Source organism: Microbispora sp. KK1-11, from assembly GCF_006874435.1.
Lineage (GTDB): Bacteria > Actinomycetota > Actinomycetes > Streptosporangiales > Streptosporangiaceae > Microbispora > Microbispora catharanthi.
This window is the reverse complement of the sequence record NZ_VIRJ01000025.1, coordinates 53,462-77,003: the sequence shown is the minus strand read 5'-3', so window position 1 is coordinate 77,003 and position 23,542 is coordinate 53,462. Positions and strand designations below refer to the sequence as shown.

The following is a 23,542-nucleotide window of genomic DNA, read 5'->3' as shown; positions in this document are numbered from 1 at the left end:
GCTTACTCCCTGCGTACATGCAATCGAGGTAGACGATTGAACCTGCGAAACAGGATGACGCGCTGCGCTGTGATCACCGGATTGTCGGTGGCCGCGACAGTATCGACCGCTCCTCAAGCCATGGCCACGGGTGCCCAGATGAACGCCGGATCCGTCAGCAGCTCAGTCGCACTTGGCAGGCTCGGCCCTTTGACGGACGTTGTCATCGAGCGTATTCGCGTGAGTGATGACGTGGCGGCGTCCAAGTTCGGCACCGACTCGCCGATCGAAGACCCGGTGCGCGAGGAACAGGTGCTGGCGCAGGTCAGGAAGCAGGCCGATGCTGCCGGGGTGAACCCGGACGCGGCAGTGGCGTTCTTCCAGGACCAGATCACCGCGAGCAAGGTCGTACAGAGGAGATTGTTCGCTCGCTGGACCGCTCACCCTGAGGAAGCGCCCACGAAGCGCCCCGACCTTGGCCAGATCCGCGAGCGGCTCGACCGGCTGACCACGGACCTGCTTCACGAGCTCAAGAACACCGAGCGACTGCGGGACAAACCCATCGCTTGTACGGCGCAGCTGGCCCTGGCCACTCGATCGGGGGCAAGGCAGGAACGGTTGGACACGCTCCATCGCCAGGCGCTCAGGGTGGCGACACAGTCTGTGTGCCGCTCCAGTGAGCCGGCCGGACAACGCTGAGCCCTCGTCGCTGCGGCCGACATTTGGCGCGCCGGGCTCATGGCCGGCGCTCCCGACGAGCACAACTCCGCTCCCAGCCTGGATGAGCTTCGCCTCGTCGGAGTGGGGACGGATTCGGGGCAGCCTCAGCCACCTGGTCCAGCATCTGCACGAGGTGCCGACGCTGATGATCCCGGTGGTGCGGGTCGCTCGCCGGCCGTCACCGCGCTCGCGGACGCCCTCGCAACCGGTACGCACGCACAGGTCCGGGACGCCGCCGCGCGCATGCTCACCAAGCTCCTCCCTCAGGCGCGGGAGCGACCCCGGACCCATGACCAACCTGCTCATCGTCGCCGCGACCGCAGCGTCCCTCACCGGCGCCCGCCTACGGATCCCACGGCTGGCCGCGGTCGCGCAGCGGACCGGCGGCAGCGCCTTCGTCAAAGAGGCCCGCCGCCTTCACGAGCTGATCACCACAGGGGAGGAGACGGCATGAGCCCGCGGGCGGAGGTTCTCGGACGGATCCAGGCGCGCGACGCCGACGGCACGGCTGGTCGCCTAGCTAGGAGCGGCGCGGGTCATAGTTCTGGAACTCGACCAGGCGGATGTCGCTCTGCGGCAGCAGGGGCACCCCGCTGCTGGAGTCCAGCACCACCCGGCGGCCCAAGGGCTCGCGCAGCGTGACGCCGATCCGGTCCGTCTTTCCCATATCGTTGCAGTCCTCCACGTTGTCGTCGCGCCGGACGTCGACGTCCACGACCACTGCCTCGGGCGTCTCGTGGACGCGTGAGCCGTACGTCGTGTCGCAAGTGCCGTGCATGTAACTCAACTGGAGCTCAGTCGGCGTGCGCACCTCGTAGGTGTGCACCTCCTGGATCCCATCGTCCAGGGGCCGGGGCGGTTCGCCCATAACGGCCGGGTCCACCGCCACCCGCCGGAACGGTTCCAGTACGCCCTTCACGGTGAAGTCCCACGTCGGTACCTGCACGTCCCCCCGGCTGCTGGGCATCGTGGCCTCGCCCCGCGCCACTGCGATCACGCGTAGTGGCCGGCAGCCCTTGGCCGGGCACTTCTCGTCGACGAAGGGCTTGGGCTTGCTGAGCCCGGCGTAGGCGGCTGTGGCCGTCAGCACCGGCACGCTTAGCGTGCTCTCATCGGCCCAGCGCAGCTTGGCCGGGTCGGGCACTTCGGCGGGGAGCTCGGTCTCCAGCTCCCAAGCGCTATTGATCATGCTCCGTCCGACCCAGCGGGGCATATGTGTCCAATCGGGCTCCAAGGTCAGGTTTCGCAGCGGGACGAACCCTACGATCCAGGGCTCTCTCTCCGCCGAACTCTGCCAGCGTTCGGCGACCTCATGGGCGCGGTCCGCGAACTCGTCGGCAGTGACCGGAGCTCGGGTGGAACCACAGGCCGTCGCGAGCACGATGAGCACTGCGGCTGGAAGCATCCTCATGATCGGTAGACGTGCGGGGCGGGCGGCGCGGTTCGCTCAGCCGTGCGTCAGGAGGCACATCAAAGCCTCCATGGAAGCTGGATCGGTTCAGTGCGTGAGCGACTGAATATTGAGGCCGACGTAGTCGGGTCGGCTAGCGTCGCTGGCGGGTTCAGGTCCGCGTGAGTTTGATGAAGTCGGCTCAGCACCAGTTCGCCGCGTCGTTCGGCCAGGGCGCGTACGGGCTGCCGCTGGAGTTCGGTCAGCTCCGCGAACGCAGGCAGCGGACGAAGGACGCCAGCCCCCACCGACGTGCTCGCCAAGCTCTTCTATCGGCGTGGAGATGACTTCGCAGCAGCACCACCGATGCGCTCGGCGTCGCTGCGACCGCCGCCTCCCTTATCGAAGCCCGCCTGCGGATCCCTCGACTGATCCCGGTCGCGCAGCGGGTCGGCGGCGCCTTCTCGGACAGACTCGGCGCCTCCATGAGCTGATCGATGCGAAGGGGAGACGGCATGAGCCCGTGCGCAGACGTTCTCGGACGGTCCCAGGCGCCCGACGCCGACGAACCGCCCGGCTTGTCGCACGTTGCGAGTTACGCGCTGCGGCGTTCGGTCTGGACGAAACGCGCTTCCCAACGGGCGAGCAGGGCTGCGTCCTCCTGCGGGTCGCCCGCCAGCTCGAACATTGGCGGCGCAGGACGCGTTCGAGCACGCCGCAGTGGCGGCGTCCGTCAACGGGGGATCGGGTGGGTGTCGGCGGGGTGTGCGGGGCGCACCAAGCGGGGGAGGCGACCATGGCGCTCCCACTGTTCCGTGCGCTCCTGCCTGGACCGACTGCGAATCCCGTGGCTCCGGGCCGCGACAGGCCAGCTAGCCCGCTCTCGCACGGAGATCCGCCCACGGGCCCTGCCGGGCATCACGCCGTCCCGTTTGCCGTCGATTCGGCGACACCGGCGCCTCGAGATCGTGTACCTGCTCGCCGCCCTGGCGATGGGATACGACGAACAGCACCTGCCGGGCGGCTTCGACCGCGGAGTGCAACGAGGTGAACTACGCACCGGCATCGAGTGGAAGTCGCCCAGGACGCCCTGTTCGGCTCCATCATCTTCCGCCTCGTCAGCGGCTACGCCCCCTCACACCCACCGAGGCGGAGGCCATCGCGAAGGCCGCCCTCACCGGCCTCCTCACCCAACCGGCCAGCGACACTGGCAGTCTCCGTTGATTGAGTGGGGCCTGAACACGCGCCGGACTCGGACCTTGCGGTCAGGTCCCGTTCCCCGCCTCGGCGCCCTTAAGGTCGGGAAGATCGGGGATCTGCCCGAGCGCGCGCAGGCCTTGGGTGGGGCCGGAGGAGGCGATGACGTAGTGGCCCAGGCAGTTGAGGTGGGCCTGGCCGGCGAGGTCCTCGTCCTTGACCAGGACGCTCTGGGCGCGTAGCTCGTCGACGGCGGTCGACAGGTAGCGGCTATTCCACAGCGCGACGGACTGGATCAGGCGAGCAACCGGTCGACCAACCCGTCGAGGTAGTCAGGGGTGAGCGGGCCCGCGCCGAACAGGACGCGCATGTAGATCGGCGCCAGGAGATGGTCCAGCACCTCCAGTACGTCAGGCGGGTCCTCGCCGCGGCCGCGCGCGCGGTCGAGCATGGCCTGCAACTGCCTGGTGCGGTCGGCCAGGAGCTCGTCGCGCGCCTGAAGGCCCTGCTGACCCTCGCCTGACAGCGCGAGGGTCAGCCGCACCAACGCCAGTCCGTCGGGTCCGGTGACCTCGCGGGCCACGTTGGCGGCGTGGGTCCGCAGGTCGCCGGCCAGGCTGCCGGTGTCGGGCATCGGCGACTGCGCGTTGAGCCGGGTCAGCAGCACATCGCTGAGCAGGGCCTGGAGGTTGCCCCACCGGCGGTAGAGGCTGGTGTCGGCCACGCCCGCGCGGGCGGCGATGTCGCCGACGGTGAAGTTTCCGTAGCCGCGCTCGCTGACCAGGTCGGTAACGGCCTGGTGCACTGCCGCGCGGACTCGGGCGCTGCGCCCGCCGGGCCGCCTGGCCCGTCCCTGCTCATCCATACCCCCACCTTAACGCAGCCGAGACTTGCGTTAGAGCCCCTGAAGGGCTACGTTAACGCAGTCATAAACTGCTTTTAGGAGAGATGTACGTGAAAGCGTTGCTCACCCTGACCTGCGCAGGTCAGTTCATGGTGCTGCTCGACAACACGATCGTCGGCGCCGCCCTGCCCGACATGCAGGAGGGGCTCCACACCGGGCTGACCGGACTGCAGTGGATCGTCGACGCCTACGTGCTGCTGGTGGCCATGCTGCTGCTGTCGGGCGGCGTCTTCGCCGACCGGTTCGGCCGCAGGCGGGTGTTCCTGGCCGGGGTGGTGGTGTTCACGGCCGCGTCGGTGGTGTGTTCGCTCGCGCCCTCGATCGGCTGGCTGATCGCCGGGCGGGTGCTGCAGGGCGTCGGGGCCGCGGCGCTGAGCCCCGCCTCACTGGCGCTGCTCGCCGCCGCGTACCCCGCTCCGAGGGAGCGCGTCAGAGCGATCGGGTTGTGGGCCGGGTTCAGCGGCATCGGCCTGGCCGCCGGACCGCTGGCGGGCGGGATCCTGGTGGAGTCCTTCGGCTGGCCCGCCATCTTCCTGGTCAACGTGCCCATCGGGGCGGTCCTGCTGCTGGCCGGGCTGCGCGCGCTGGGGGAATCCCGCAACCCGAGCGCGCCGCCGATCGACGTTCCCGGCACGGTCCTGTCCGTCGCGGGCGTAGGCGCTATGACCTACGGCCTGATCGAGGGCGGTTCCCGAGGCTGGACCTCGCCGGTGATCCTGGGCAGCTTCGCCGCCGGCCTGGTGCTCCTGGCCGCGTTCGTCGTGGTCGAGGGTCGTGTGCCGACGCCAATGCTGCCGCTGCGGCTGTTTCGTCAGCGGCTGTTCACGGTGTCCAACACGGCGATGGTCGTGGTCGGGTTCGCGCTGATGGGGTCGTCGTTCTTCTTCTCGCAGTTCTTCGTCTACGTCCAGGGCACTTCGATCCTGGTCGCCGGGCTGCGTACCCTGCCCACCTCGCTGGCCATGGTGATCGTCAGCCCGTACGCGGGCCGGTTCGCGGCCAGGTACGGCTTCCGCGTCGTCGTCGGCATCGGCCTGGCGCTGGCCGGGCTCGGGTTGGTGGCGCTGGGCTTCGTCCACGCCGATACCGGCTACGGGAACGTGTGGTGGCGGCTGGCGGTCGTCGGCATCGGGTTCGCTCTCACCATGTCGCCGCTGACCGGGGCCGCCATCCAGGCGGTCAGCCCGCAGGAGGGCGGTCTCGCCTCGGGCGTCAGCAGCACCACCCGGCAGATCGGCGCGGTGCTCGGCGTGGCGGTGCTCGGGGCGATCGTCCACACGCGGGAGTCCGGCGGCGCCTCCTTCGAATCCGGCCTCAACAGCGCCTTCCTCGCGGCGGGTGCGGTAACGCTGGCCTGCGCCGTATTCACCGGCCTGTGGCTGACCGCGGTCCGGACGCCGAGGGGCGTGCGGGTCGAACAGTCGGGAGGCCAAGCAGTCAGCGCAGTCAGTGAGCCGCCGCTGACAGCTCCTCCCAGTCGGGCCACGTCTTGAGCCCCTCGACGTAGGAGTGTCGGTAAGACTGCTGTCACCAGGTACATGCGTGCACGTTGTGCCTGGTCAGAGCTTCGCGTCCGAGAGCACGGACCCTACGAAATGCACATTCTGTCCCCTGTGGGCCAGCATGGCGGAGCCGGGCGAACGCGCTCGTTTGGGCCTGGTGACGCGTTTCTTACCGACACCCCTACATCGGCGTCCGACCGGCGCAAGCGAAAGGTCAGGCATCGGCGGAATGTCGGTCATGATCTGTAGCGTCCCGGGCCATGGCTGATGCGGTGCTGGCGTACTCCTATGTGCGTTCCTCCGGGCTCGACCTGTCCTCAGGTCTGCTCGACCTGTCCACCTCCGGGGGCGTGACCCCCAGCGGGCCGGCCTTCCACCCCGCGTTCTTCAGCGGCCTGCTGACCCGGGCGGCGCCGGCGGCGGCTGGGCTGCTCGGGGTCGCCGACGTGGCCAGGGCCCGCTACTACGACGCCCGGCCCACGGGGATCGTTCGTGATCCGGTGGTGACGTGCAACGGTGACCGATTGCGCTTCGAGTCCTTCTCCGCCTGCGGCGGCGTCTACGCCCGGCTGGATGTCCTGCAGCAGGCCCTCGACGGCGAAGTCGTCGAGCTCGGTACCACCAATGTGGACGTCAACGACCCGCTGCGGCGGGCGCTGGTCCGGGTCGGCGGGAACGACCCTCTGCACCTGCGGGTCGGCGCCGAGGAGTTGGTGGCCACCACGCTCGAGGGCCCGGTGGTGGAGAAGAAGGTGCCGCTGCCGACGCGGTGGGTGCGGGGCTTCGCCGAGGTGCAGGTCATCGCCTCGGGGTTCGACCTGCGCGCGGAGTTGACCGGGTCGGAGGCGGTGCGGTTCCTGCGGTCGCTGCCCAGGCGCGGGGTGCTGTGGGCGGTGCCCGCCGGCAGGTCGCTGCGTCTGTCGGCCCGTCCGGCGGCGGGCGCGGTCTGCCTTCCCGGCCCCGATCGGCTGGCCACCCTGCTGCCCCTGCTGCGCTTCGCCACCGGCCTGCGGGTGTACGGCCCGGCCGTCCCGGCGCACGGGCTTGCGGTCGCGAGCGCCTGGGAGCTGGAGCTGCCCGGCATGCGCTACGTGTTGACCCTGTCGCCGGAGCCGCGAAGGGGGTTTTCGGGGGAGGGCGCGGTGCTGGACGACCTGGCCACCGCGCACGCGGAGGAGGACGCCGACCTGGTCGGTGCGATGCTGGCGTTCGAGCCGCGCCTGGACGCCGATCTGCTGGCGGAACGGTGCGGGCTGCCCAGGGACCGGATCCGTGCCGCGCTGACCCAGCTCGGTACGGCGGGCCGGGTCGGCTACGACGTGGCCGAGGCGGCGCACTTCCACCGGGAACTGCCCTACGACCCCGGCCGGGTGGCGGCGATGAACCCCCGGCTGAAGGCGGCCCGGGACCTGGTGAAACGAGGAGCCGTCCGATTCTCCACACCCGACATTGCCGTGGTGGGGGAGCGACGGGTGCGGCTGAGCCCGGACGGCCCGGTCTGCACGTGCCCCTGGTACGCCGACTTCCGGGGCAGCCGTGGCCCGTGCAAGCACGTGCTGGCCGCCCAGCAGGTGCACGACCAGGCCCAGGCGGACCCGAAGGGCGGCACGCGATGAATCCCTGGAAGGAGGTGGCCGCCCGCATCGACGCGGGCGACGGCAAGAAGCTGGCGCCGTTCCTGTCCACGCTCGACGAGCAGGGTCGGCGGGCGGTCGCCGAGCGGCTGCCGGGATATCTGTCCGAGCGGTTGGCCCAGGGGTGGGAGGGCCAGCGCTGGGTGCAGGACCGGACGGACGCGTTCCGAATCGCGGGGGCGGCGTGCCTGAGCGGGGCTGCGCAGGTCGCAGCGTGGCTGAACCGGCGAGACCTGCGCTGGGTGCGCGAGCCCGAGGCCGACGCCGCCCGGATCCTGGCCCTGATCGGGGACCGGCCGGCCGCATGGCGCGAGGACCTGGCCGTTCGCCTGGTGGAGCGGTTGCGCCCGCCGTCGAGGTCGGCGTCACGGCTGATGGACAACGGTGTGCCGGGATGGGATCTGGCCGCGGGCCTGGTGCTGGAGACGGGCATCGAGCCGCCGGACAACGACGCGTTCACCACCGGCTGGCTGTGGCGGCTGGTCAGGCGGCACTCGATGTACCAGGGCACGCGCGACGCGCTCGCCGGGGACCCGCTGCTCGGTCACCTGCTTCCCCGAGTGTTCCGGGCCACGGGCGTCGCCCAGGCGTTGGCCTGGGACCTCGACTGGAATCGCGACAGAGGTGTCGTCGCCGCGCTGGTCGCGCTCGCAGGACAGGGCCGGGTGCCGCGGCAGGTGCTCGTCGGCGGGTGCGTGGAACGGTTCCTGGCGGGCGGGGAGGCTGACGAGATCGCCCCGTTCGTGACGCTGTGGCGTGGTTTGCGGCCCGAGTCGGGGGAGATTCCCGCCGTCGAGTTCGTCCGGCTGCTGCCGTCGGCCTCGTCGCCGTTCGTCCAGCTCGCGCTGGAGGAGCTGGGCCGACTCGACGAGGCGGGCCTGCTGGGCGACGAGCCGTTCGCCGAGGCCGTCGCGGCGCTGACCTTCCGGCCGGAGAAGAAGTACGTCACGGCCGCGTTGCGCTGGATCGCCGGCGCCGCGCCGTCCAGGGCCGACGGCGCCCTGCCGGCGCTGGCGGCCGTGTTCGACCAGGACACCCCCGCACTGTGGGACCGGGCCGTGCGGCTGGCGGTCAAGTTCGCTCCGCACGCGTCCGGCCCGGCCCTGGACATGGTCCGTACGGCGGCCTCCCGGCTGCCCGCCGACCTGCGCGAGAAGATCGCGGCCGTCGCCGGTCCGGTGGAGGCCGACGATCCGCCGACGGTAGCGCCGGCCGCCCTGGCGGTGAACCCGCTGCCCGCCCTGCCGCCCGTGCTCGCCTCGCCAGAGGACCTGGCCTGGGAACTTGAGGCGCTGCGGTGGCCGGACGAGCCGCCGCAGTTCGAACGCGTACTCGCCGCGCTGGTCGAGCTGACCCACCGCGACCGGGACACCGTGGCGCAGGCACTGCGGTCGTGGTGGCACAAGCACTGGCGACAGCCGTTCGACCCGACCATCTACACATACGGCATCAGCGGCTTCGGCCGGAACACGCACGCGCTGCTGATGCGGTGCGCGCTGGCGGTCGTCGCGCCCGCCGACAGCAGGAAGCTGTCGGCCCTGCTGGCGGACTACCACCGCCACCACCCCTACGACGAGCCGGCGATCCAGCTGCTGGTCCAGCGCCGGCTGCGCGAAGTCGTCGAGATGCTGGAGGCGGGCCGCAGCGTGCCGGTGCTGCTGGCCACACCGACCGCCCCCACCGGCCACGTCGATGCGGAAACCCTGCTCGATCGGATGGAGCGGCTGGAGGGTACTGAGCCGCTGCCGGCCGACTTCCACCAGGCGCTGTTGCGGCTGCCGCGCGAGATCGACCCGCGGTCCGCCGTACGGGCCGAGGGGCTGGCCTCACGGGCGGCCCGGACGCTGGCGGAGTGGCTGCGGCGGGGCGGGCTGCCCGACCCCGAGGTGACCGTCGGCATGGAGACGGCGCAGCGGCCGGACGCGCACTGGAACACCAGCGCGGACCACTACATCAGCGTGCGGGAGATGTACGTCCGGATCGCGCCGCCGGCCGGTGTTCCCGAACCCGTCGCCGAGCTTTGTACGGGGCCGGCGACGGCCTTGTACGACGTGGGGGAGACGGTGTGGTGGCCAGCCGTCATGCCCTCTCACAGGGAGGTCGTCGCCGCCCACCTGCTGGAGACCCTGACCCTCGACATCGACAGCCCCCGAGGCGGGGGCGAGGTCCTCGCGGCGCTGGTCCACGGTGACGGGCCGGTCGGAGCGGCCACTGCTAGCGCACTCGCCATCGGGATGGGGAACAAGCACCCCGCACAGCGGGGCGCGGCCGTCGACGCCCTCGTCACCCTGACGGCGCGCGGGCAGTTGCCCGCCGCCGATCTCGGCCAGGCCATCGCGCAGCTGGTCGACGCCGGTCTGGTCAAGCTCAACCGGATCGCCGCCGCCCTGGACGAGGCGACGACGGCGGGCGCGCACGCGGCTGTGTGGCGTGTTCTCCTCACGGCACTGCCGCCCCTGCTTCCCTGCACAGGGGACAAGCCCCGTGCCGGGCTGGGGGAGTTGCTCGCGGTCGCGGTCAAGGCGGCCACCCTCAGCGGGGAACGCGCCGGCGTTCCCGGGCTTGCCGACGTGGCGGCGCGCGGGGGATCCAGCCGGCTGGTCCAGGAGGCCCGCCGCCTTCAGCAGCAGGTGAGCCGATGAGCTTCTGGACCGCGATCGTGAGGCGAGCCGGGCAGCCGGGCGGGTTGCCGGACCGCATCAGGGCCGCAGATGCGGAAGGCGCCGCCGATCTGCTCGAGCGCGCGGATGACGAGGCAAGACGCGCGCTGGCCGGGCACCTGCGGACGTTCGCCGCACAGGGCGGGCTCGGGAGACGCTGGTGGGACGGCCCTCCGCATGACCCGCAGGCGCCCGCGCTGCGTGTCGCCGCCGCAGCCTGTCTCGACGACGCGATCGAAGTCGCATATTGGCTGACCCGCCCCGACCTGTGGTTGTTCGAAGGGCACGAGGACGACGCGCGCCGCATCGCCAGGGTGGTCCGCGGCCGGCCGACGCGGTGGCGCGTGGAACTCGTCCGCCGACTGGCGGACGAGCACGTGTGGAGGGACGAGGCCGACGGCGGACGGGCGCACCGGCTGTCGGCGTGGTATCCGGCCGCCCGCCTGGTGGCGGAGACCGGCATCGAGCCGCCCGGCGATTCCGCCTTCGTGCTCGGCTGGCTTCATGCCGTGGCCGGCTCCGGTGGCGACGTCACCGATGAGCGGCTGACCCGTCATCTGGCCCGAAGCCTGCTACGCAGCCGGGGCCTGGCCGCGCAGCTGCGTGGAACGGGAGACCTGGTTCCCGCATGGGCCGCCGCCGTGGCGCTGCAGGCAGCCGACGGCGTCCTGGAGCGCAGCACGTTGCTGGAGGGCTGCGCAGGCGCGTTCTTCGACGGTGAGACCCGGCCGTTCACCGATCTCTACGCCGCCCTGCGGCCGAGCCCACAGGAGATCCCCGTCAGGGACCTGGCGCGGCTGGCGCCCACCGCCCCGGGGCCGGTCGTTCAGCTCGCGGTGAGCGAGCTGCGGCGCGCGGACGACGCCGGGCTGCTTTCGGACGAGCTGTTCGCCGAAGCGACCAAGACGCTGATGTTCCGTCCGGAGAAGAAAATCGTGCGGGCGGCCCTCACCTGGGCGCAGGCCGGCACCCGCGGCAGTCGGGAGAGAACCGGCGCCGCTCTGCAAGCGCTTGCCGCGGCCTTCGGCAGCGCTCACCGCGACATCGCCGAACGCGCCGTCACGGCGGCGACACGGCTGGCCGGCCACTCGGACGAAGACGGTCATGCAGCCGTCCGCGCGGCGGCGGACGCTCTGCCCGCCGACCTGCGGGACCGGCTGGCCCCGGCCTTCCGACTGGACGGGCGGCCGGTCCCCGCGCCGGCCGCCCTGCCGGCCCCGCCTGCCGAGGAAGCTGAGCCGGTCCCTGTCTTCGAGTCGCCCGAGGAACTCGCCGAACTGGCCGTCACCGCGCGGGACCCGCTGACGGTCGAGCGGCTGCTCGCCGGGCTGGTGACGCTCGTCCACCGCGACCGCGAGGCGGTCCGCGCGGTCGTCGAGCCGGTGCTCCGCGCGAGCCGGCCGTTCCTGTTCGACGTCGAGTCCGCCGCCCACGGCATCGGCGGGATGAACGACGACCCGCATCTGCTGACGATGCGCGCCGTGCTCGCCGCGGTAGCACCCGAGGCCGGCAGAAGGCTCCGCGGCCTGGTGCAGTTCTACCCCTTCCGCGACTGGGACCCGGCTCCCGACATCCTCGTCGTGACACGCCTGCGGGAAATCGTCCGCGAGCTCGAAACCGCGGACATGCCGGTGCTGCTGGCCACGCCCACAGTCACGTCCGGACACATCGACCCGATGACCCTGGTCGAACGTATGGAGCGGCTGGAAGCGGCCTGCGCCGAGCCCCTGGATGCCGACTTCCAGCAGGCCCTCCTGCGGCTACCGCGGACGATCCCCCCGGCGGCGGTCACCCGGGCCGAGACGCTGACATCGACCGCGGGCCGAAAGCTGGCGGCGTGGCTGCGGCGGGGCGGGCTCGCCGACCCGGTGATCGGCCACCGGGTTGTGCGGCTGCCTCTTCATGAAGGCTCCGCCACGATCGTGACGCGGATCTTCCCCGCCGTGCGGCCTCGCGAAGATGACCTGCCGGACCTCGTCCGACGCATATGCGCCATCGATGCCGTGAACCTCGCCTCCCAGACGATGGGCTGGTGGCCCCTGCTCATGCCGTCCCACCGGGAGGTGATCACTGCCTGGATCCTGCCGCGGCTGCCCCCGCTGATCAAATCCCGCCGGGCCGACCTGGCACCGCTGTACCGGCTGGCCTGCGGGCAGGGGCCCGTCGGTGCGGTGACCACCGCCGCGCTCGCCCACGGTCTCGGCTGTGAGGACGACGGCGCGCGGGGCATCGCGGTCGACGCGCTGCTGGTCCACGCCGCCCGCGGCGACCTGAACGGTGACGACCTCGGAGCATTCCTGTCCGTGCTCGTCGCGGCTGACATGGTCAGGCTCGGCCGTGTCGTCACCGCGCTCGCGGACGCCCTGGCGGCGGGTGCGCACGCCCAGGTGTGGGACGCCGGCGCGCGCATGCTCGCCGAGCTCCTCCCTCAAGCGCGGGAGCGGCCTCGCACCGGCATGACCGACCTGCTCATCGTCGCCGCGACCGCAGCGTCCCTCACCGGCGTCCGCCTACGGATCCCGCGGCTGGCCGCGGTCGCGCAGCGGACCGGCGGCAGCGCCTTCGTCAAAGAGGCCCGCCGCCTCCATGAGCTGATCAACGCAGGGGAGGAGACGGCATGAGCCCGTGGGCGGAGGTTCTCGGACGGATCCAGGCGCGCGACGCCGACGGCACGGCCCGGCTGGTCACTCAGCTCGATGCGGCCGGCCGCCGCCAGATCGCGACGGAGCTCCCCGGCTACCTGCAACAACTGCGGCGCGGGCGCTGGGAGAGCCCGCGTGACCTCACCGCCGAGGCACCCGCGCTACGGGTCGCCGGAGCCGCCTGCCTGACCGGCGCCGCCCAGGTCGCCAGCTGGCTGAGCCACCGGGACCTGCAGGTATGGAGGTCGCTGGACGACCCGGACCGCATGGTGGCCGTCCTGCGGCACCGGCCCGAGCCGATGCCTCGGATGCGACTGAGCCGCCGAGCCATCTGACTTCTGCGCGACCACCGCCCAGGTGACCCCGGTCCTTCTCGTAAGCGCCTGGAGGCCGAGGCCGTTCCCCGCGTGAGCCGCCCCATGCTTGACTCCGCCCACGGATCCGCCTCAGCGTGACGGCCTGCGGCGGGTACGGTTTAGGCATGAGCGGGCAGCCGGTTCATGATCCGCGATTCGATCCGCAGACGATTCTTCAGGCGCTACCGGAGAGGTGGCGGCCGGTTTTTCTCGCGCAGTATCGAGAGGCGTGGGAGGCGGCCCGAGAGCCGGGTGAGTACCACCGGCTACCCGAGCTTCTCAATCTGTGGTGGCTGAACTCGATCGCATTCGCCGATCCCAACTATGAACAGCGCGCGCAGGAGGCGGCTCGGGGGGTCGGCGAGTTCGTTGCCCTGGAGGAGGCCGTGCCCGACTGGGAGGAGCGGGTGGCACGGGCGCGGCGGTCGTGACCTACCGCGTACGCCTTGCCGCGGCAGTGCTCGCGAAGATGAAGAACCTGCCCGACGCCGCGCTGAACGCTCTGGTGGAGCGGACCGCCGACTTCATCGAGGAGCCATGGGACGCGCAGGCGTTCTATCCCGGACGGCGCGACTACCGGCATACGACGTTCGGCGATTTCGGTCTCATCCACTTTCACTCTCACCACACGAGCTCCCAGAAAAACCACACGAGGAGGCCTCGGCCGGCGCACCGTAAACACGCAGCTCATCGCCCTGAGCGGCCGTGTTCGCGCCCCAGCTTCCGCGTCGGGAGGATCGGGAGGCCGAGGTTAGCGCATGACCTCCAATCGCCCTGGTAGCTGCCCCTGAAAAGCCGATCCGTCCCAACACGCCGCCCGAGGCGCTTCGGCGGAGTTTGGTGTCAGAGATCAACCACGCTGCTCGGTGAGCCAGGGTGAGGAACGACTGCGTGCCGCGCTCACCGGGCTCACATCAGCCCGTGTGGAGAGGTGCAGCCGGGACACCATCCCTGCCGCCGGAGGACTCAAGGGGTACAAAGGTCTTTCATGAGGTCCCAGAAGGACCTGTGACGCTCGGCGCCGGGCATCCAGGCCGCGAGAAGCCATGCCTCCCACTCACCGTCAGGGGTCATGACGTGGGGGTTGAGAAGGAGGTCCCCATCCCAGAGCCCGACCAGGAGGGTGTCGGGCAGATATTCCATTCTGATGGCGTGGTTGTTCTGCTCCTTTCCGTAGACGAAGTAGAGGTCATCGGGCACTTCGTCTGTGGACACTGACCAAGCTTCGACGGTTGAGGGCGCAACGTCACGGAGCCAGCCGACTTCCGCGACCGGCCACAGGGAGTACTCCTCGACGCCCCAGCCGTCGGAGTACAGGAGGAACTGCCGATAGCTCGGCGGCAGGTTCACGCCCAACCGCTCTTCGAGCCGAATGACTTCCAACTCGTCGGCCGGGGGGTGGAGACCGTGGCCCGGTGGTAACGGCGGCTGGTGTGGGCCTTGGGCCGCCGGCTCTTCCTCCGGGAAGAGATCGGACCATCCGTATGAGGTATTCATGGTGGGTGACGGTATCCGTCGCGACTCACTGTTTCGTCAGGCGTAGGGCGTCAGGTTCCTGCGGCAACTCGCCCTCAGCGTACGGGGAGGCGCGGTGCAGTGAGGGAGATTCGCCCGCAGCACCCTGCGTGCCGGAACATTCGATGCCGCCTCAGCCGCCGCCCTTCCGTGCGTCAAACCGTGGATCGCGATAGGCCCTCCGTAACCATGTGGCGTCTTTGGTCCATCCCAGAGAACGTGCTAATCGATCGTGGTCCCGGAACAACCGTGCCGTGAGCGAAGAGGGGCCCAGGCGACTGCAGGCACGCGCGCATAGAGCGCCCAGGCCGACGAAGACGAAAGCCAGCGCCGTCAGCAGCTTGAAAAGCTTGCCTGGACGATCGTTGATCAGCAGGCCGGAGATGACGGCGAAAGCGATCTCGCGCCAGCTCATCGGGACTTTCCGCCCAAGGCCGCATACAAGCTCTGGAACAGTGGGGCCGCCAGCTCGTGGAGACGTTCCACTTCCAAGGAAGTGGAACGGGCATCCTGGGAGTGCCGCGTTCTGTCCGGCCCGCTCGATAAGCTGAGATGGCACAAGGCGGCCGGGCAGGAGGTAGGGCGTCGTCATGACCGTCCAGCGGCACGACAGTCCTCATCCGCAGATTGAGCGAACCTTCACCGCCGTGCGCGCGGCCCTGCCCTCGGCCAACGTCGCCGCGTTCGACGCCGAACTCGAAGAGATTACCCACGCGCCCGTCGTCAACCTGGCGGCGCTGGATGACTTCCTGTCCGCGTGGTGGCGCATCGCCACCCGTGCCAACGCTGATCCGTCCGACCGGCACCGAATGCACCGAGAGGCCGAGCAACTGCAGTCCGGTGCGCGTACGGCTGGCCCGACACTGGCCGAGGTACTGGCCCGCCGCGGAGTCCAGCCGTAGGTGTACGCCATACGAATGGGCAGCGACGTTGCCGAAGCCCAAATCGACGACCTATCCGACGCCAAGATCAATGTCCTACTGGAGATCTACGAAGTCCTCCAGCTGACTTCCGACAATGGCCGCAAGCTCAGCCCAACCGCAACATGTACGTCTGGGACTACAAGACATCTCCGTGACCTATGTCCTGCTCGATCGGCAGGGTGAGGTCGCTGTGCTGCGCGTGGATCGTTTCCCTGCCTGAATCGCGCGTCACTGCCCACTGGCCCCCAACCTGCGGTCTTGACCTGCGGAGACGCGCCTGCGCGAGGAGACCGGCTGATCGTCGACACAACGGCGATGTGCTGCTCAGGCTCAACTTCCGCAGGATCCGGCAGTTCGTCTGCAGCGGCAGGGTCGGGAGAACGACGCCGTTCCTGCACCGGGCGCTCCGGTTAGAAATCGACCTCGTAGTGCTGGACCAGCACGGTGGGTCCAGCGGGGCGGCTGACCTCGCTGTCCGTCACCGACCCGACCGCGCGTCGCGCTCAGTATGGCCTGGCCGGCGACCGCAGGTTGGCCTACGAGTGGTACGTGCCGAACCGAGGCTCCGTCCTGGCCCACCGGACAAACTGGCGGGGTAGGACCGCCACACCGTCAGGGCAGCCCGCCGGTACTCCGCGGCGTACAAAGCTCGGATCCTGCAGGAGTACGAACGGCTCGACAAGACCGGCAAGGGCGCGCAAGTTCTCGATCCTGCTGGACTCGACGCCGCCGGCTTACCGGCCCAACCACTTGTCCGCCACAGCCTTGGCAAGCGTCGGCGGCGGATGATCACTAAGAAGACGATACGCCGCCGACCCCTTTGCCGGCCCTCACGCGGGGATTGGTGAGCGACTCAGTTCCGATGCGTGGGCAGTTCTGGGCGTTCGTCGGTCCAGCCGATCGCCTGGTAGGAGGTGGAGACACGCAGCTCCGCCTGCCGTCCGTTCGCGAGCTTGGTTGTGTTCGTCCTGACCTCGGCGAGAAGCAGGCCGGTGCTGGGATCGATCACGAGCTGAACTTGGGTGAACAGGCCCGGCTCTATTTCCTCCTGGTAGGTGAGCGTCTGCCCGCGCCGGCCGAGCGGGTCTGTCATCTCCCCCTCGGCCCGTATGCCGGGCAGAGACGCGAGGATCCGGTAGGCGGATGCACGAACCTCGGGCGAGGCCGGCAGGCCACTGATGATGCCCACGCATTCTCGCAGCAGGATGTACGCCCTCGCCTCCTTCACGTCCATCCCGGAGCCGGACAGCTCCAGCCGACCGATGCGCTCTTCCAGGTAGTTCCGGAGCTTGTCCTGTTCGCCCGGGATCGCGCGCACCTCCTTCCAGGTCATCGAGTCCCCCGCCATGTCACCGGCCGAGCCCTTCCACTTGCCGTAAAGCCGTTCGGCGGTCCGCTCACCTGCCGCCGCCTGCAGCGGCTTGGACGGGACGGAAAACAGATTCTCCGTCTTCATGTTCTTGGGGTATCGCCAGCTGGTAGGTGCCCCCGCGGCCCGCCAGGCCTCCTCGTCTTGCGGGGTCGCGGGCTTGACGCCGAGATCCTGCCGGATGCGCCAGTACTGCAGCCCCGGCCGCTTCGCCAGCCACGTCTCAAGGGACCGGCTGCCCTCGAGTACATAGCTGCGCGTGGGGTCGGTCAACATCCACTGGTTGACGGTCGCGATGCGCCAGTAGTCGCCGCTCGCAGGAGCCTTCTCCACGGCGACGGCAGCAGCGAGCAGGATCTGCCGAGCAGTCGGTTCGGCCGTCGCGGACACCGACGTACTGGGCCGAGGCCCGACGGAGATCGTGCTGTCAGACAGCATCGTGGGGGCGATGACCGCTACCACGGCGGCGGCCGCGGCCAGGCCGAGCAGAGCGCGGCCAGGAGAGAGCAGGAGCCGACGGCGGGCCGGAACGCGCTCCAGCGAGACGATCTCCGCCAGCAGCGCGTCCGCCCCCGCGGTGGACGCCCGGCCGGCCAGGTCCTCATCCAGCACTCGCGCCCGGTCCTTGAAGATCTGGTCGTTGTTCACCCTGACTCCTTCTCGATGAGCGGCCGTGCTGCGAAACCGACGGCCGATGGGCGGGTCTTCTCCAGAGCCTTGGCGAAGCGCTTGCGTGCCCGGTGCAGGCGGATACGGGCGGCGTTGCGGGAACAGTCCAGCACTGTGGCGATCTCGCCGGGGTCGAGCCCCTCCCAGAGGGTCAGGGCCAGTACTTCACGATCGCTGTCGGCGAGCATGTCCATGGCTTCGTCCACGCCGTGCTGCTCACTGTGGTCGGAGGGGGCGGCATAAAGGTGTTCGATCTCGTCGGTGAGTTCAGTGTGCCGGGTGAGCCTGCGCCGCTCGCTTCGGCGGTGGTTGGCCAGGACCCGCCGGGCCACGCCGTACAGCCAGAGCTTGCCGGCCTCGCCGTCCGGGAGCTCGGTTATCCGCCGCCAGGCGATCACATAGGTCTCGGCCACAACGTCGGCGGCGTCCTCGGGAGAGGAACACCTCCGCACGGCATATCCGAGGATCTGCTCATAGGTTCGCCGGTACACCGCCTCAAACCGGGACCGGTCGTCTTGTTCACTCACGCGTCATCCTCGTCAGGCCTTTCGAACGCTGCGGGCTTTCAATTCCTACGTGTCCGCGGCCGACGGCAGAATTTCAGGCCAGGCAGAAACGACTGAACCGATGGGAGCGGGCCGCGACCTGACGGTGTGCGAACCCGGACCAGCTGTCCTGGCTCGTTGCACTTGAGGTACGGGGTGACGCTGACCTGCGGTGCCTGTTCTTCACGACCGTGGGCACGCCATCGTGCCGGGCCGCCCTGCGTACGGTTCAACGGGAGGCGTGCCCCGGCTCACGGCCCTGGCCAAGCGTGAGGGCCTCACCTTCCGCCGCACCATCGGCACGGCCGAGCGCTCCTTCGAGCTGACGGCCCAGATGGTGGGGGTGGCCGGGGGCGATAGCCTCGCGAGGTGAGCCGTACCTCTCGTTCCCGCCGTGCGCCGCGCGCCGGAGACCCCTGTCCCTGTGGCCTGCCCGCCGTCTACGGCGACTGCTGCGGCCGGTTCCACGCGGGACAGTCCGCGCCGACGGCCGAGGCGCTGATGCGCTCGCGCTTCTCCGCGTTCGCGGTCGAGGACGAGGCGTACCTGCTGCGGACCTGGCACCCCTCCACCCGTCCGGCGCGGGTCGATTTCGACCGGGGCATGCGGTGGACCGGGCTGGAGATCGAGGCGGCCACCGGCGGTAGCCCGATCCACACCGACGGCACCGTCACCTTCCGCGCCCGGTACGACTTTCGGGGACAGCCCGGCGAGATGCGTGAGCAGAGCCGCTTCGTCCGCCACGAAGGCGCCTGGGTCTATCTCGACGCCGTCGGCGAATGAGCCCCGCGACGACCGGCCCGAGACCCGGACGCGGCACAGATGTTTGTCATTCCGGATTTATGCCGATAGTGGCATTTGAGGGCATGAACGTGTGATGTCCGTTCAGAAGGCATAGCGACAAAAAATGCGTCATCATCCATGCCACGCTTGGCATGCGCGGGGCTGAGGCCATGGTGCGGGGTATGAGGGCAACGTTGCTTATGTCCGCGACGAAAGCCCATTGCCGCATGGCCTTGGTAGGTAGGTGCGTTTCACGATGTCTCGCCGCTGCACGTCCCGCTCCCGACCGTTTCGGGCTCTGACGGCCCGTCGCCTGACGCTGGCCGCTCTCGTGGCCGCGATCGCGTGGAGCGCCGCGGCCACGGAGGCGAGCGCCGGTGCGCAGTCCCTCGGTCGTGTTCCGATGAGGGTCACCGGCCACGGCGGAGGTGGGGGCCAGGTGGCGGCGGGCGGGACGGCCACGGCCCGCCAGCTCAAGTCGGGCAACGGCAAGTTCAACCAGAATCTCAACGGCGTGTTCGCCCCGACCTTCATGATCGGCCAGCAGCAGACCGGCATCACGAACGGCGGGCGCATCAGCACCCAGGGCGCCTTCTGCGGCCCGGGCCCGAGGAAGTGCAAGATCTGGCAGAACATGCCCATCACTTCCCACGGCTGGTGATCGCGTTCGAATACGCGCGGGCCGTGAATTCCGCGAATGCGGGTCGAGCTGACTGATATGGCAATGATGCCGTAAGACGCCGCGCGCGCCGGGCGCGGGAAACCGGCGGGTCATTAGCCTGAAAAGGCCCGGGCGGAAAGTAGCCGCCCGGTGCATTGCGGCGGCGACTGGCGGGAGCGCGCGATGAAGTGTCAGCGGTACGGCGGGACGGCCATGAGGAAGATCGGCCTCGGTCTCCTCGCCTGCGCGTCGGTCGTGGCGGCGCTGGCCGCAGTGGGACCCGCCGCCGGGGCCACACGCACCCACGGGCGGGAGACGCCACGCCACCAGCCACGCCACCAGGAGTCCGGGCTCCGGCCCGCGCGGCCCGACAGGGACGCCGCCCAGCCCGGGCTCACCGCATCGAGTCCCACGACCAACCGCGGGACGCAGCAGATCACCATCAATGTCGCGAACGGCGGGACCGGCATCCAGAACGCGATGTGCAGGGGCAACCGGGCCTGTGACATCGCGCAGGCGCTCGGCACGCCCTACGCGAGCGCATCGCCGGCTCCGGCCCCGCAGGCGTCGCCCAAGGCGAGGGCGGCGACCCGTGCGGGGGCGGTGAATCGCGGAGGCACGGCGACCCGTACGGGAGCGGCACTCCGTGCGGGAGCGGCGTCCCGGCATGCGGCGGTCTCCGCGGACCGGCGGGTGACCGGCCTTCGGACCGGCCTTCAGGCGGCACGCGACCGGGGGCGCGCGGTGTCGGGGGATCAGGGCGCGCGGGGCCGTCGGTGAACGCGGGGCTCCGCCGCGGACGCCTCCATTGGTAATCTCAAGGTGAGGAAGGGGCCGCGGCCCCGCCCTCCTGTCCACGGCCCGCCAACGAGGAACTCCTCCGAGTCGTCAGGATTTGCGCACCATGTCGAAAGCCGGTCGGTCCCAAGAGGAGATGCGCCGGCGCAACCTCGGCGATCTGCTGCGGCACGTGCACCTGTCCGGCGCGCTCTCCCGTTCCGAGCTGGCCGACCGGATGGGCCTGAACCGCAGCACCATCATGGCGCTGACCGCCGAGCTGTCCGCGGCGGGCCTGGTCAGCGAGGAGCTGCCCGGAGACACCGGCAGGGCGGGCCGGCCGTCGCTCGTGGTCCGCCCGGAGCGCGACCGTGCGCACGTGCTGGCCTTCGACGTCCGCGTCGACCGCCTGGTCGCCGCCCGGGTGGGACTGGGCGGTGAGATCCTCGACCGCCGGGAGGCGGTCAGGCCCCGGACCGGCGCGGACCTGGAGGACGTCGTCGGCGTGCTCGCGGGCTTCGGCCGCGAGCTGCGGCGCGGCGCCCGGCCGGGCTCGGTGTGCGTCGGCGTCGGCGCGGCCTACTGCGGCATGATCCGGCCCGACGACGGCACGGTGCGGTACGGGCCCTACCTGGGGTGGGTGGACCAGGCGTTCGGCGTCGAGCTCGGCTCCCGCCTGGGGCTGCCGGTGCTCGTGGGCAACGAGGCCCATCTGGGCGCCCTGGCCGAGCGCGACCGCGGCGTGGGCCGCGGCTTCGACAACCTGATCTACCTGCACGGCGACGTCGGTGTGGGCGGCGGGATCATCGTCGGCGGCAAGCTGCTCGGCGGCGACGGCGGCTACGGGTGCGAGCTGGGGCACATGATGGTGAACCCGTACGACGGGCGGCCCTGCATGTGCGGGTCGCGCGGCTGCCTGGAGGCGGAGGTCGGCGAGCACGCACTGATCGACGCCGCGGGCCGTTCGGGCGAGCTGAGCGGCCGCGAGGGCGTACGCGCCGTGGTCGAGGCCGCCGAACGCGGGGACGCGGCGGCCGAGGAGGCGCTGCACCGGATCGGCGACTGGCTGGGCATCGGCGTCGCGAACCTGATCAACCTATTCAACCCCGGCATGGTGATCTTCGGAGGGATGCTGCGGGACGTCTACCCGGGCTCGGCGGCGCAGGTCGGCCGCAGGGTGGAGGCGAACGCCATGGTGATCTCCCGCGAGCAGGTGCGGCTGCGGGTGTCGGCGCTCGGCGACGACGTCACGCTGGTCGGCGCCGGGGAGCTGGCCTTCTCCAGGCTCCTGGCCAGCCCCCTGGAGGTGCTCGCGGAGATGCGGCGCCGTACGGCACACCGGGCCGTGCCCCGGAAGCGCGCGCTGGCGCTCTGACGGCGCCGCGCCGCACGGGGTTCAGCGGCAGGGGTCGAGCGGCACGGGGCTGATCGGCGCGGGGTTGAGCGGCGCTGGTCGACAGGCACCGCTCAGCGGCGGGCGAACGTCTCGGCCTGGCGGCGGAAGCCGTCCGCCCTGACCCGGTGGGAGTCACCGTCGCAGGACAGGCCGGAACACGGCCGCTCCGCGAGCGCGTTGTGGAGGACCGCGAGGCGCTCCTGGGCGTCCGCCAGCCCCGTGCAGAGCGACCACGCCCTCTCGCGCATGGTCGCCATGTGCGTCCGGGCCTGCTCGCGCAGCAGCCGCGAGTGCTCCAGCAGCGCCTCCCGGCCGCCCGAGTCCGCTATCGGGCGTGCCGTCTCGCCGGAGCGTACCGGCGCCACCGGGCGCCGGCCCGACCCTTCGAACCGGCCGGGCAGGAGCACGAGCCGCCGTTCCAGGGGCGCCACGGGCGCGGCGCGTACGACGGTCGGGCGTCCCGGCCGTCCCTCCGGCCACAGGAGAGCGAGCAGGCGGCCCAGGGGCCGGCTCGCCCAGACGATGAGACCTCCCGAGGCCGAGGCGGCGGCGGTGTGCACGCGCTCGAGCGTGCGCACCCCGGCGAGGTCGCAGAACTTCAGGCGGACCGCGTCGAGCACCAGGTGCACGCAGCCGTCCGCGAGCAGCGGCGCGACGGCCCCTTCGAGCTTCGCGCAGCTGAAGAGGTCCATCTCTCCGCTGACGCACACCACGGCGGAGTCCGATTCACGCTGTGTCACATTCACCCACAGGTCCATGGGTGACCTCCTTACCCCGTCCGAGGCGGGGGACGGGCAGCGGGCGATCGAATTTCTCTTCCGAGCGCTCCGCATGACTCCGGCACATCCAGGATATGGGGCGTTTGTGGGTGCGGTCCTGCAGCGCGATGTCGTGGTCGTCGCCGCCTCCGCGGGAGGCATCGAGGCCCTGCGGACGCTGCTCGGCAACCTCCCGGCCGGCCTGCGGGCCGCCGTGCTCGTCGTCCTCCACATCTCGCCGCGGGCGGGCAGCGCCCTGCCGGGCATCCTCGACCGCGCGGGGCCGCTGAGGTCGGCGGCGGCGCAGGACGGCGAGCCGCTGCTGCACGGGCGCGTCTACGTGGCCCCTCCCGATCTCCATCTGCTGGTGGACGGAGAGAACGTCCGGCTGTCCCGGGGCCCCCGGCACAACGGGCATCGCCCGGCCGCCGATCCGCTGTTCCTGAGCGCGGCGGCCTTCGCGGGGCCGCGGACCCTCGCCGTCATGCTGAGCGGGACCCTCGACGACGGGGCACGGGGATGCGCGGAGGTGGAGCGCCGCGGCGGGCTGGTGGCCGTGCAGGACCCCGAGGAGGCCCCTTTCGACGGCATGCCGCGGGCGGCCGTCGCCGCGACGAGCCGGCCGATGGTGTCCTCCGTACGGGAGATCGCGCAATGGATCGCGCGGGAGTGCGGAGGAACCGCGTCCCCTCCAAGGGAGACCGGGGAGACCGGGGAGACCGGGGAGACCGGGGTCGATCGGAAGCTCCGGCACGAGTTGGACGCGTTCTTCTCCGCAGGTGTGCCCGGCCCGCCCCCCGGCCGGTTCAGCGCCCTGACCTGCCCCGACTGCAACGGACCGCTGTACGAGGTGGCGTCGCCTCCGAACGGGCACTATCAGTGCATGGTGGGACACGCCTGGTCGATGGAGAGCATGGTCGACGGGCAGTCGGAGGCCGTCGAGCGGGCCTTCTGGGTGGCGATCCTGCGGATCGAGGAGCGGCTGCGGCTGCTGACGCGGATGCTGGGCAACGCCGAGGAGCGCGGGCAGGCCCTGGTGGCACGCCGCCTGCGGCAGCAGACGGAGCGGGACCGGGACGCCCTCGAGACCCTGCGTCACCTGCAGAGCCGGATCGGCCGCGAGGCACCCGCCCAGGTCACCCACGGCGACGAGCGGCGATAG

22 protein-coding genes are annotated in these 23,542 nt (G+C 70.8%); 15 read left to right on the top strand and 7 right to left on the bottom strand.

Annotated elements, in window-relative coordinates:
• The first annotated feature begins 36 nt into the window (after positions 1–36).
• Positions 37–678, top strand: a complete 642-nt coding sequence (locus FLW16_RS29880; RefSeq protein ID WP_221891350.1) for a chorismate mutase — start codon at positions 37–39, stop codon at positions 676–678.
• Positions 679–988: 310 nt separating this feature from the next.
• Positions 989–1,153 (top strand): hypothetical protein, encoded by a 165-nt coding sequence (locus FLW16_RS43970; protein WP_185949647.1) that lies wholly within the window; start codon positions 989–991, stop codon positions 1,151–1,153.
• 66 nt (positions 1,154–1,219) lie between these two features.
• On the opposite strand, the gene FLW16_RS29875 is transcribed toward FLW16_RS43970, so the two are convergent.
• Together FLW16_RS29875 and FLW16_RS29870 are read right to left on the bottom strand one after the other, a co-directional pair.
• Positions 1,220–1,888, bottom strand: a complete 669-nt coding sequence (locus FLW16_RS29875) for a hypothetical protein (protein WP_142563475.1) — start codon at positions 1,886–1,888, stop codon at positions 1,220–1,222.
• A 1,693-nt stretch (positions 1,889–3,581) separates the two neighbouring features.
• Positions 3,582–4,151, bottom strand: a complete 570-nt coding sequence (locus FLW16_RS29870; protein ID WP_142563474.1) for a TetR/AcrR family transcriptional regulator — start codon at positions 4,149–4,151, stop codon at positions 3,582–3,584.
• Between the two features lie 89 nt (positions 4,152–4,240).
• Here FLW16_RS29870 and FLW16_RS29865 point away from each other — a divergent pair, with 89 nt between their 5' ends.
• The 6 genes from FLW16_RS29865 to FLW16_RS29840 all read left to right on the top strand — a co-directional run bounded on the left by FLW16_RS29865 (position 4,241) and on the right by FLW16_RS29840 (position 13,415).
• The gene (locus tag FLW16_RS29865; RefSeq protein WP_221891349.1) at positions 4,241–5,683 is read left to right on the top strand and encodes an MFS transporter; all 1,443 of its coding nucleotides are present in this window, start codon (positions 4,241–4,243) and stop codon (positions 5,681–5,683) included.
• A gap of 269 nt (positions 5,684–5,952) precedes the next feature.
• A complete protein-coding gene (locus FLW16_RS29860; protein ID WP_142563472.1) occupies positions 5,953–7,308 on the top strand; it encodes an SWIM zinc finger family protein in 1,356 nt (451 codons plus the stop codon).
• Positions 7,305–9,968: a DUF6493 family protein gene (locus tag FLW16_RS29855; RefSeq protein WP_142563471.1), complete on the top strand. Its 2,664-nt coding sequence runs from the start codon at positions 7,305–7,307 to the stop codon at positions 9,966–9,968. Before FLW16_RS29860 ends, FLW16_RS29855 begins: the two co-directional genes overlap by 4 nt.
• Complete coding sequence (locus FLW16_RS29850) at positions 9,965–12,607, top strand: DUF6493 family protein (protein WP_142563470.1); 2,643 nt, start codon at positions 9,965–9,967, stop codon at positions 12,605–12,607. The genes FLW16_RS29855 and FLW16_RS29850 overlap by 4 nt, the downstream gene beginning before the upstream one ends.
• Positions 12,604–12,963, top strand: a complete 360-nt coding sequence (locus tag FLW16_RS29845; protein ID WP_142563469.1) for a hypothetical protein — start codon at positions 12,604–12,606, stop codon at positions 12,961–12,963. The genes FLW16_RS29850 and FLW16_RS29845 overlap by 4 nt, the downstream gene beginning before the upstream one ends.
• A 146-nt stretch (positions 12,964–13,109) precedes the next feature.
• The gene (locus FLW16_RS29840; protein ID WP_142563468.1) at positions 13,110–13,415 is read left to right on the top strand and encodes a DUF6247 family protein; all 306 of its coding nucleotides are present in this window, start codon (positions 13,110–13,112) and stop codon (positions 13,413–13,415) included.
• A 535-nt stretch (positions 13,416–13,950) separates the two neighbouring features.
• On the opposite strand, the gene FLW16_RS29835 is transcribed toward FLW16_RS29840, so the two are convergent.
• Together FLW16_RS29835 and FLW16_RS29830 are read right to left on the bottom strand one after the other, a co-directional pair.
• Positions 13,951–14,481, bottom strand: a complete 531-nt coding sequence (locus tag FLW16_RS29835) for an SMI1/KNR4 family protein (protein WP_142563467.1) — start codon at positions 14,479–14,481, stop codon at positions 13,951–13,953.
• Positions 14,482–14,632: 151 nt separating this feature from the next.
• Complete coding sequence (locus FLW16_RS29830) at positions 14,633–14,914, bottom strand: hypothetical protein (RefSeq protein ID WP_142563466.1); 282 nt, start codon at positions 14,912–14,914, stop codon at positions 14,633–14,635.
• A 175-nt stretch (positions 14,915–15,089) separates the two neighbouring features.
• Here FLW16_RS29830 and FLW16_RS29825 point away from each other — a divergent pair, with 175 nt between their 5' ends.
• On the top strand, positions 15,090–15,401 hold the full coding sequence (locus FLW16_RS29825; RefSeq protein ID WP_142563465.1) for a DUF6247 family protein: 312 nt from the start codon (positions 15,090–15,092) through the stop codon (positions 15,399–15,401).
• An 874-nt stretch (positions 15,402–16,275) separates the two neighbouring features.
• Here FLW16_RS29825 and FLW16_RS29820 read toward each other — a convergent pair.
• Together FLW16_RS29820 and FLW16_RS29815 are read right to left on the bottom strand one after the other, a co-directional pair.
• Positions 16,276–17,439 (bottom strand): CU044_5270 family protein, encoded by a 1,164-nt coding sequence (locus FLW16_RS29820; RefSeq protein WP_142563464.1) that lies wholly within the window; start codon positions 17,437–17,439, stop codon positions 16,276–16,278.
• On the bottom strand, positions 17,436–17,987 hold the full coding sequence (locus FLW16_RS29815; protein WP_142563463.1) for an RNA polymerase sigma factor: 552 nt from the start codon (positions 17,985–17,987) through the stop codon (positions 17,436–17,438). Before FLW16_RS29815 ends, FLW16_RS29820 begins: the two co-directional genes overlap by 4 nt.
• A gap of 259 nt (positions 17,988–18,246) precedes the next feature.
• On the opposite strand from FLW16_RS29815, the gene FLW16_RS45475 reads away from it, so the two are divergent.
• From FLW16_RS45475 to FLW16_RS29795, 5 genes are all read left to right on the top strand, one after another.
• On the top strand, positions 18,247–18,378 hold the full coding sequence (locus FLW16_RS45475; protein WP_260615706.1) for a hypothetical protein: 132 nt from the start codon (positions 18,247–18,249) through the stop codon (positions 18,376–18,378).
• On the top strand, positions 18,375–18,788 hold the full coding sequence (locus FLW16_RS29810; protein WP_142563462.1) for a YchJ family protein: 414 nt from the start codon (positions 18,375–18,377) through the stop codon (positions 18,786–18,788). The genes FLW16_RS45475 and FLW16_RS29810 overlap by 4 nt, the downstream gene beginning before the upstream one ends.
• Positions 18,789–19,119: 331 nt before the next feature.
• Positions 19,120–19,449: a hypothetical protein gene (locus tag FLW16_RS29805; protein WP_142563461.1), complete on the top strand. Its 330-nt coding sequence runs from the start codon at positions 19,120–19,122 to the stop codon at positions 19,447–19,449.
• A 183-nt stretch (positions 19,450–19,632) separates the two neighbouring features.
• Positions 19,633–20,229, top strand: coding sequence for a hypothetical protein (locus FLW16_RS29800; protein ID WP_142563460.1), 597 nt, complete (start codon positions 19,633–19,635; stop codon positions 20,227–20,229).
• Positions 20,230–20,353: 124 nt separating this feature from the next.
• The gene (locus tag FLW16_RS29795) at positions 20,354–21,601 is read left to right on the top strand and encodes an ROK family transcriptional regulator (protein ID WP_221891348.1); all 1,248 of its coding nucleotides are present in this window, start codon (positions 20,354–20,356) and stop codon (positions 21,599–21,601) included.
• A gap of 92 nt (positions 21,602–21,693) precedes the next feature.
• On the opposite strand, the gene FLW16_RS29790 is transcribed toward FLW16_RS29795, so the two are convergent.
• A complete protein-coding gene (locus tag FLW16_RS29790) occupies positions 21,694–22,380 on the bottom strand; it encodes an STAS domain-containing protein (protein ID WP_142563458.1) in 687 nt (228 codons plus the stop codon).
• Positions 22,381–22,486: 106 nt separating this feature from the next.
• Here FLW16_RS29790 and FLW16_RS29785 point away from each other — a divergent pair, with 106 nt between their 5' ends.
• Entirely contained in the window at positions 22,487–23,542 is a 1,056-nt protein-coding gene (locus tag FLW16_RS29785; protein WP_185949646.1) for a chemotaxis protein CheB, read from the top strand.

Excerpts from the sequence above, each read along its gene's own strand:
- FLW16_RS43970 (WP_185949647.1), top strand. The coding sequence starts at position 989 with ATGACCAACCTGCTCATCGTCGCCGCGACCGCAGCGTCCCTCACCGGC.
- FLW16_RS29875 (WP_142563475.1), bottom strand. The coding sequence starts at position 1,888 with ATGATCAATAGCGCTTGGGAGCTGGAGACCGAGCTCCCCGCCGAAGTG.
- FLW16_RS29870 (WP_142563474.1), bottom strand. The coding sequence starts at position 4,151 with ATGGATGAGCAGGGACGGGCCAGGCGGCCCGGCGGGCGCAGCGCCCGA.
- FLW16_RS29860 (WP_142563472.1), top strand. The coding sequence starts at position 5,953 with ATGGCTGATGCGGTGCTGGCGTACTCCTATGTGCGTTCCTCCGGGCTC.
- FLW16_RS29855 (WP_142563471.1), top strand. The coding sequence starts at position 7,305 with ATGAATCCCTGGAAGGAGGTGGCCGCCCGCATCGACGCGGGCGACGGC.
- FLW16_RS29850 (WP_142563470.1), top strand. The coding sequence starts at position 9,965 with ATGAGCTTCTGGACCGCGATCGTGAGGCGAGCCGGGCAGCCGGGCGGG.
- FLW16_RS29845 (WP_142563469.1), top strand. The coding sequence starts at position 12,604 with ATGAGCCCGTGGGCGGAGGTTCTCGGACGGATCCAGGCGCGCGACGCC.
- FLW16_RS29840 (WP_142563468.1), top strand. The coding sequence starts at position 13,110 with ATGAGCGGGCAGCCGGTTCATGATCCGCGATTCGATCCGCAGACGATT.
- FLW16_RS29835 (WP_142563467.1), bottom strand. The coding sequence starts at position 14,481 with ATGAATACCTCATACGGATGGTCCGATCTCTTCCCGGAGGAAGAGCCG.
- FLW16_RS29830 (WP_142563466.1), bottom strand. The coding sequence starts at position 14,914 with ATGAGCTGGCGCGAGATCGCTTTCGCCGTCATCTCCGGCCTGCTGATC.
- FLW16_RS29825 (WP_142563465.1), top strand. The coding sequence starts at position 15,090 with ATGACCGTCCAGCGGCACGACAGTCCTCATCCGCAGATTGAGCGAACC.
- FLW16_RS29800 (WP_142563460.1), top strand. The coding sequence starts at position 19,633 with ATGAAGTGTCAGCGGTACGGCGGGACGGCCATGAGGAAGATCGGCCTC.
- FLW16_RS29795 (WP_221891348.1), top strand. The coding sequence starts at position 20,354 with ATGTCGAAAGCCGGTCGGTCCCAAGAGGAGATGCGCCGGCGCAACCTC.
- FLW16_RS29790 (WP_142563458.1), bottom strand. The coding sequence starts at position 22,380 with ATGGACCTGTGGGTGAATGTGACACAGCGTGAATCGGACTCCGCCGTG.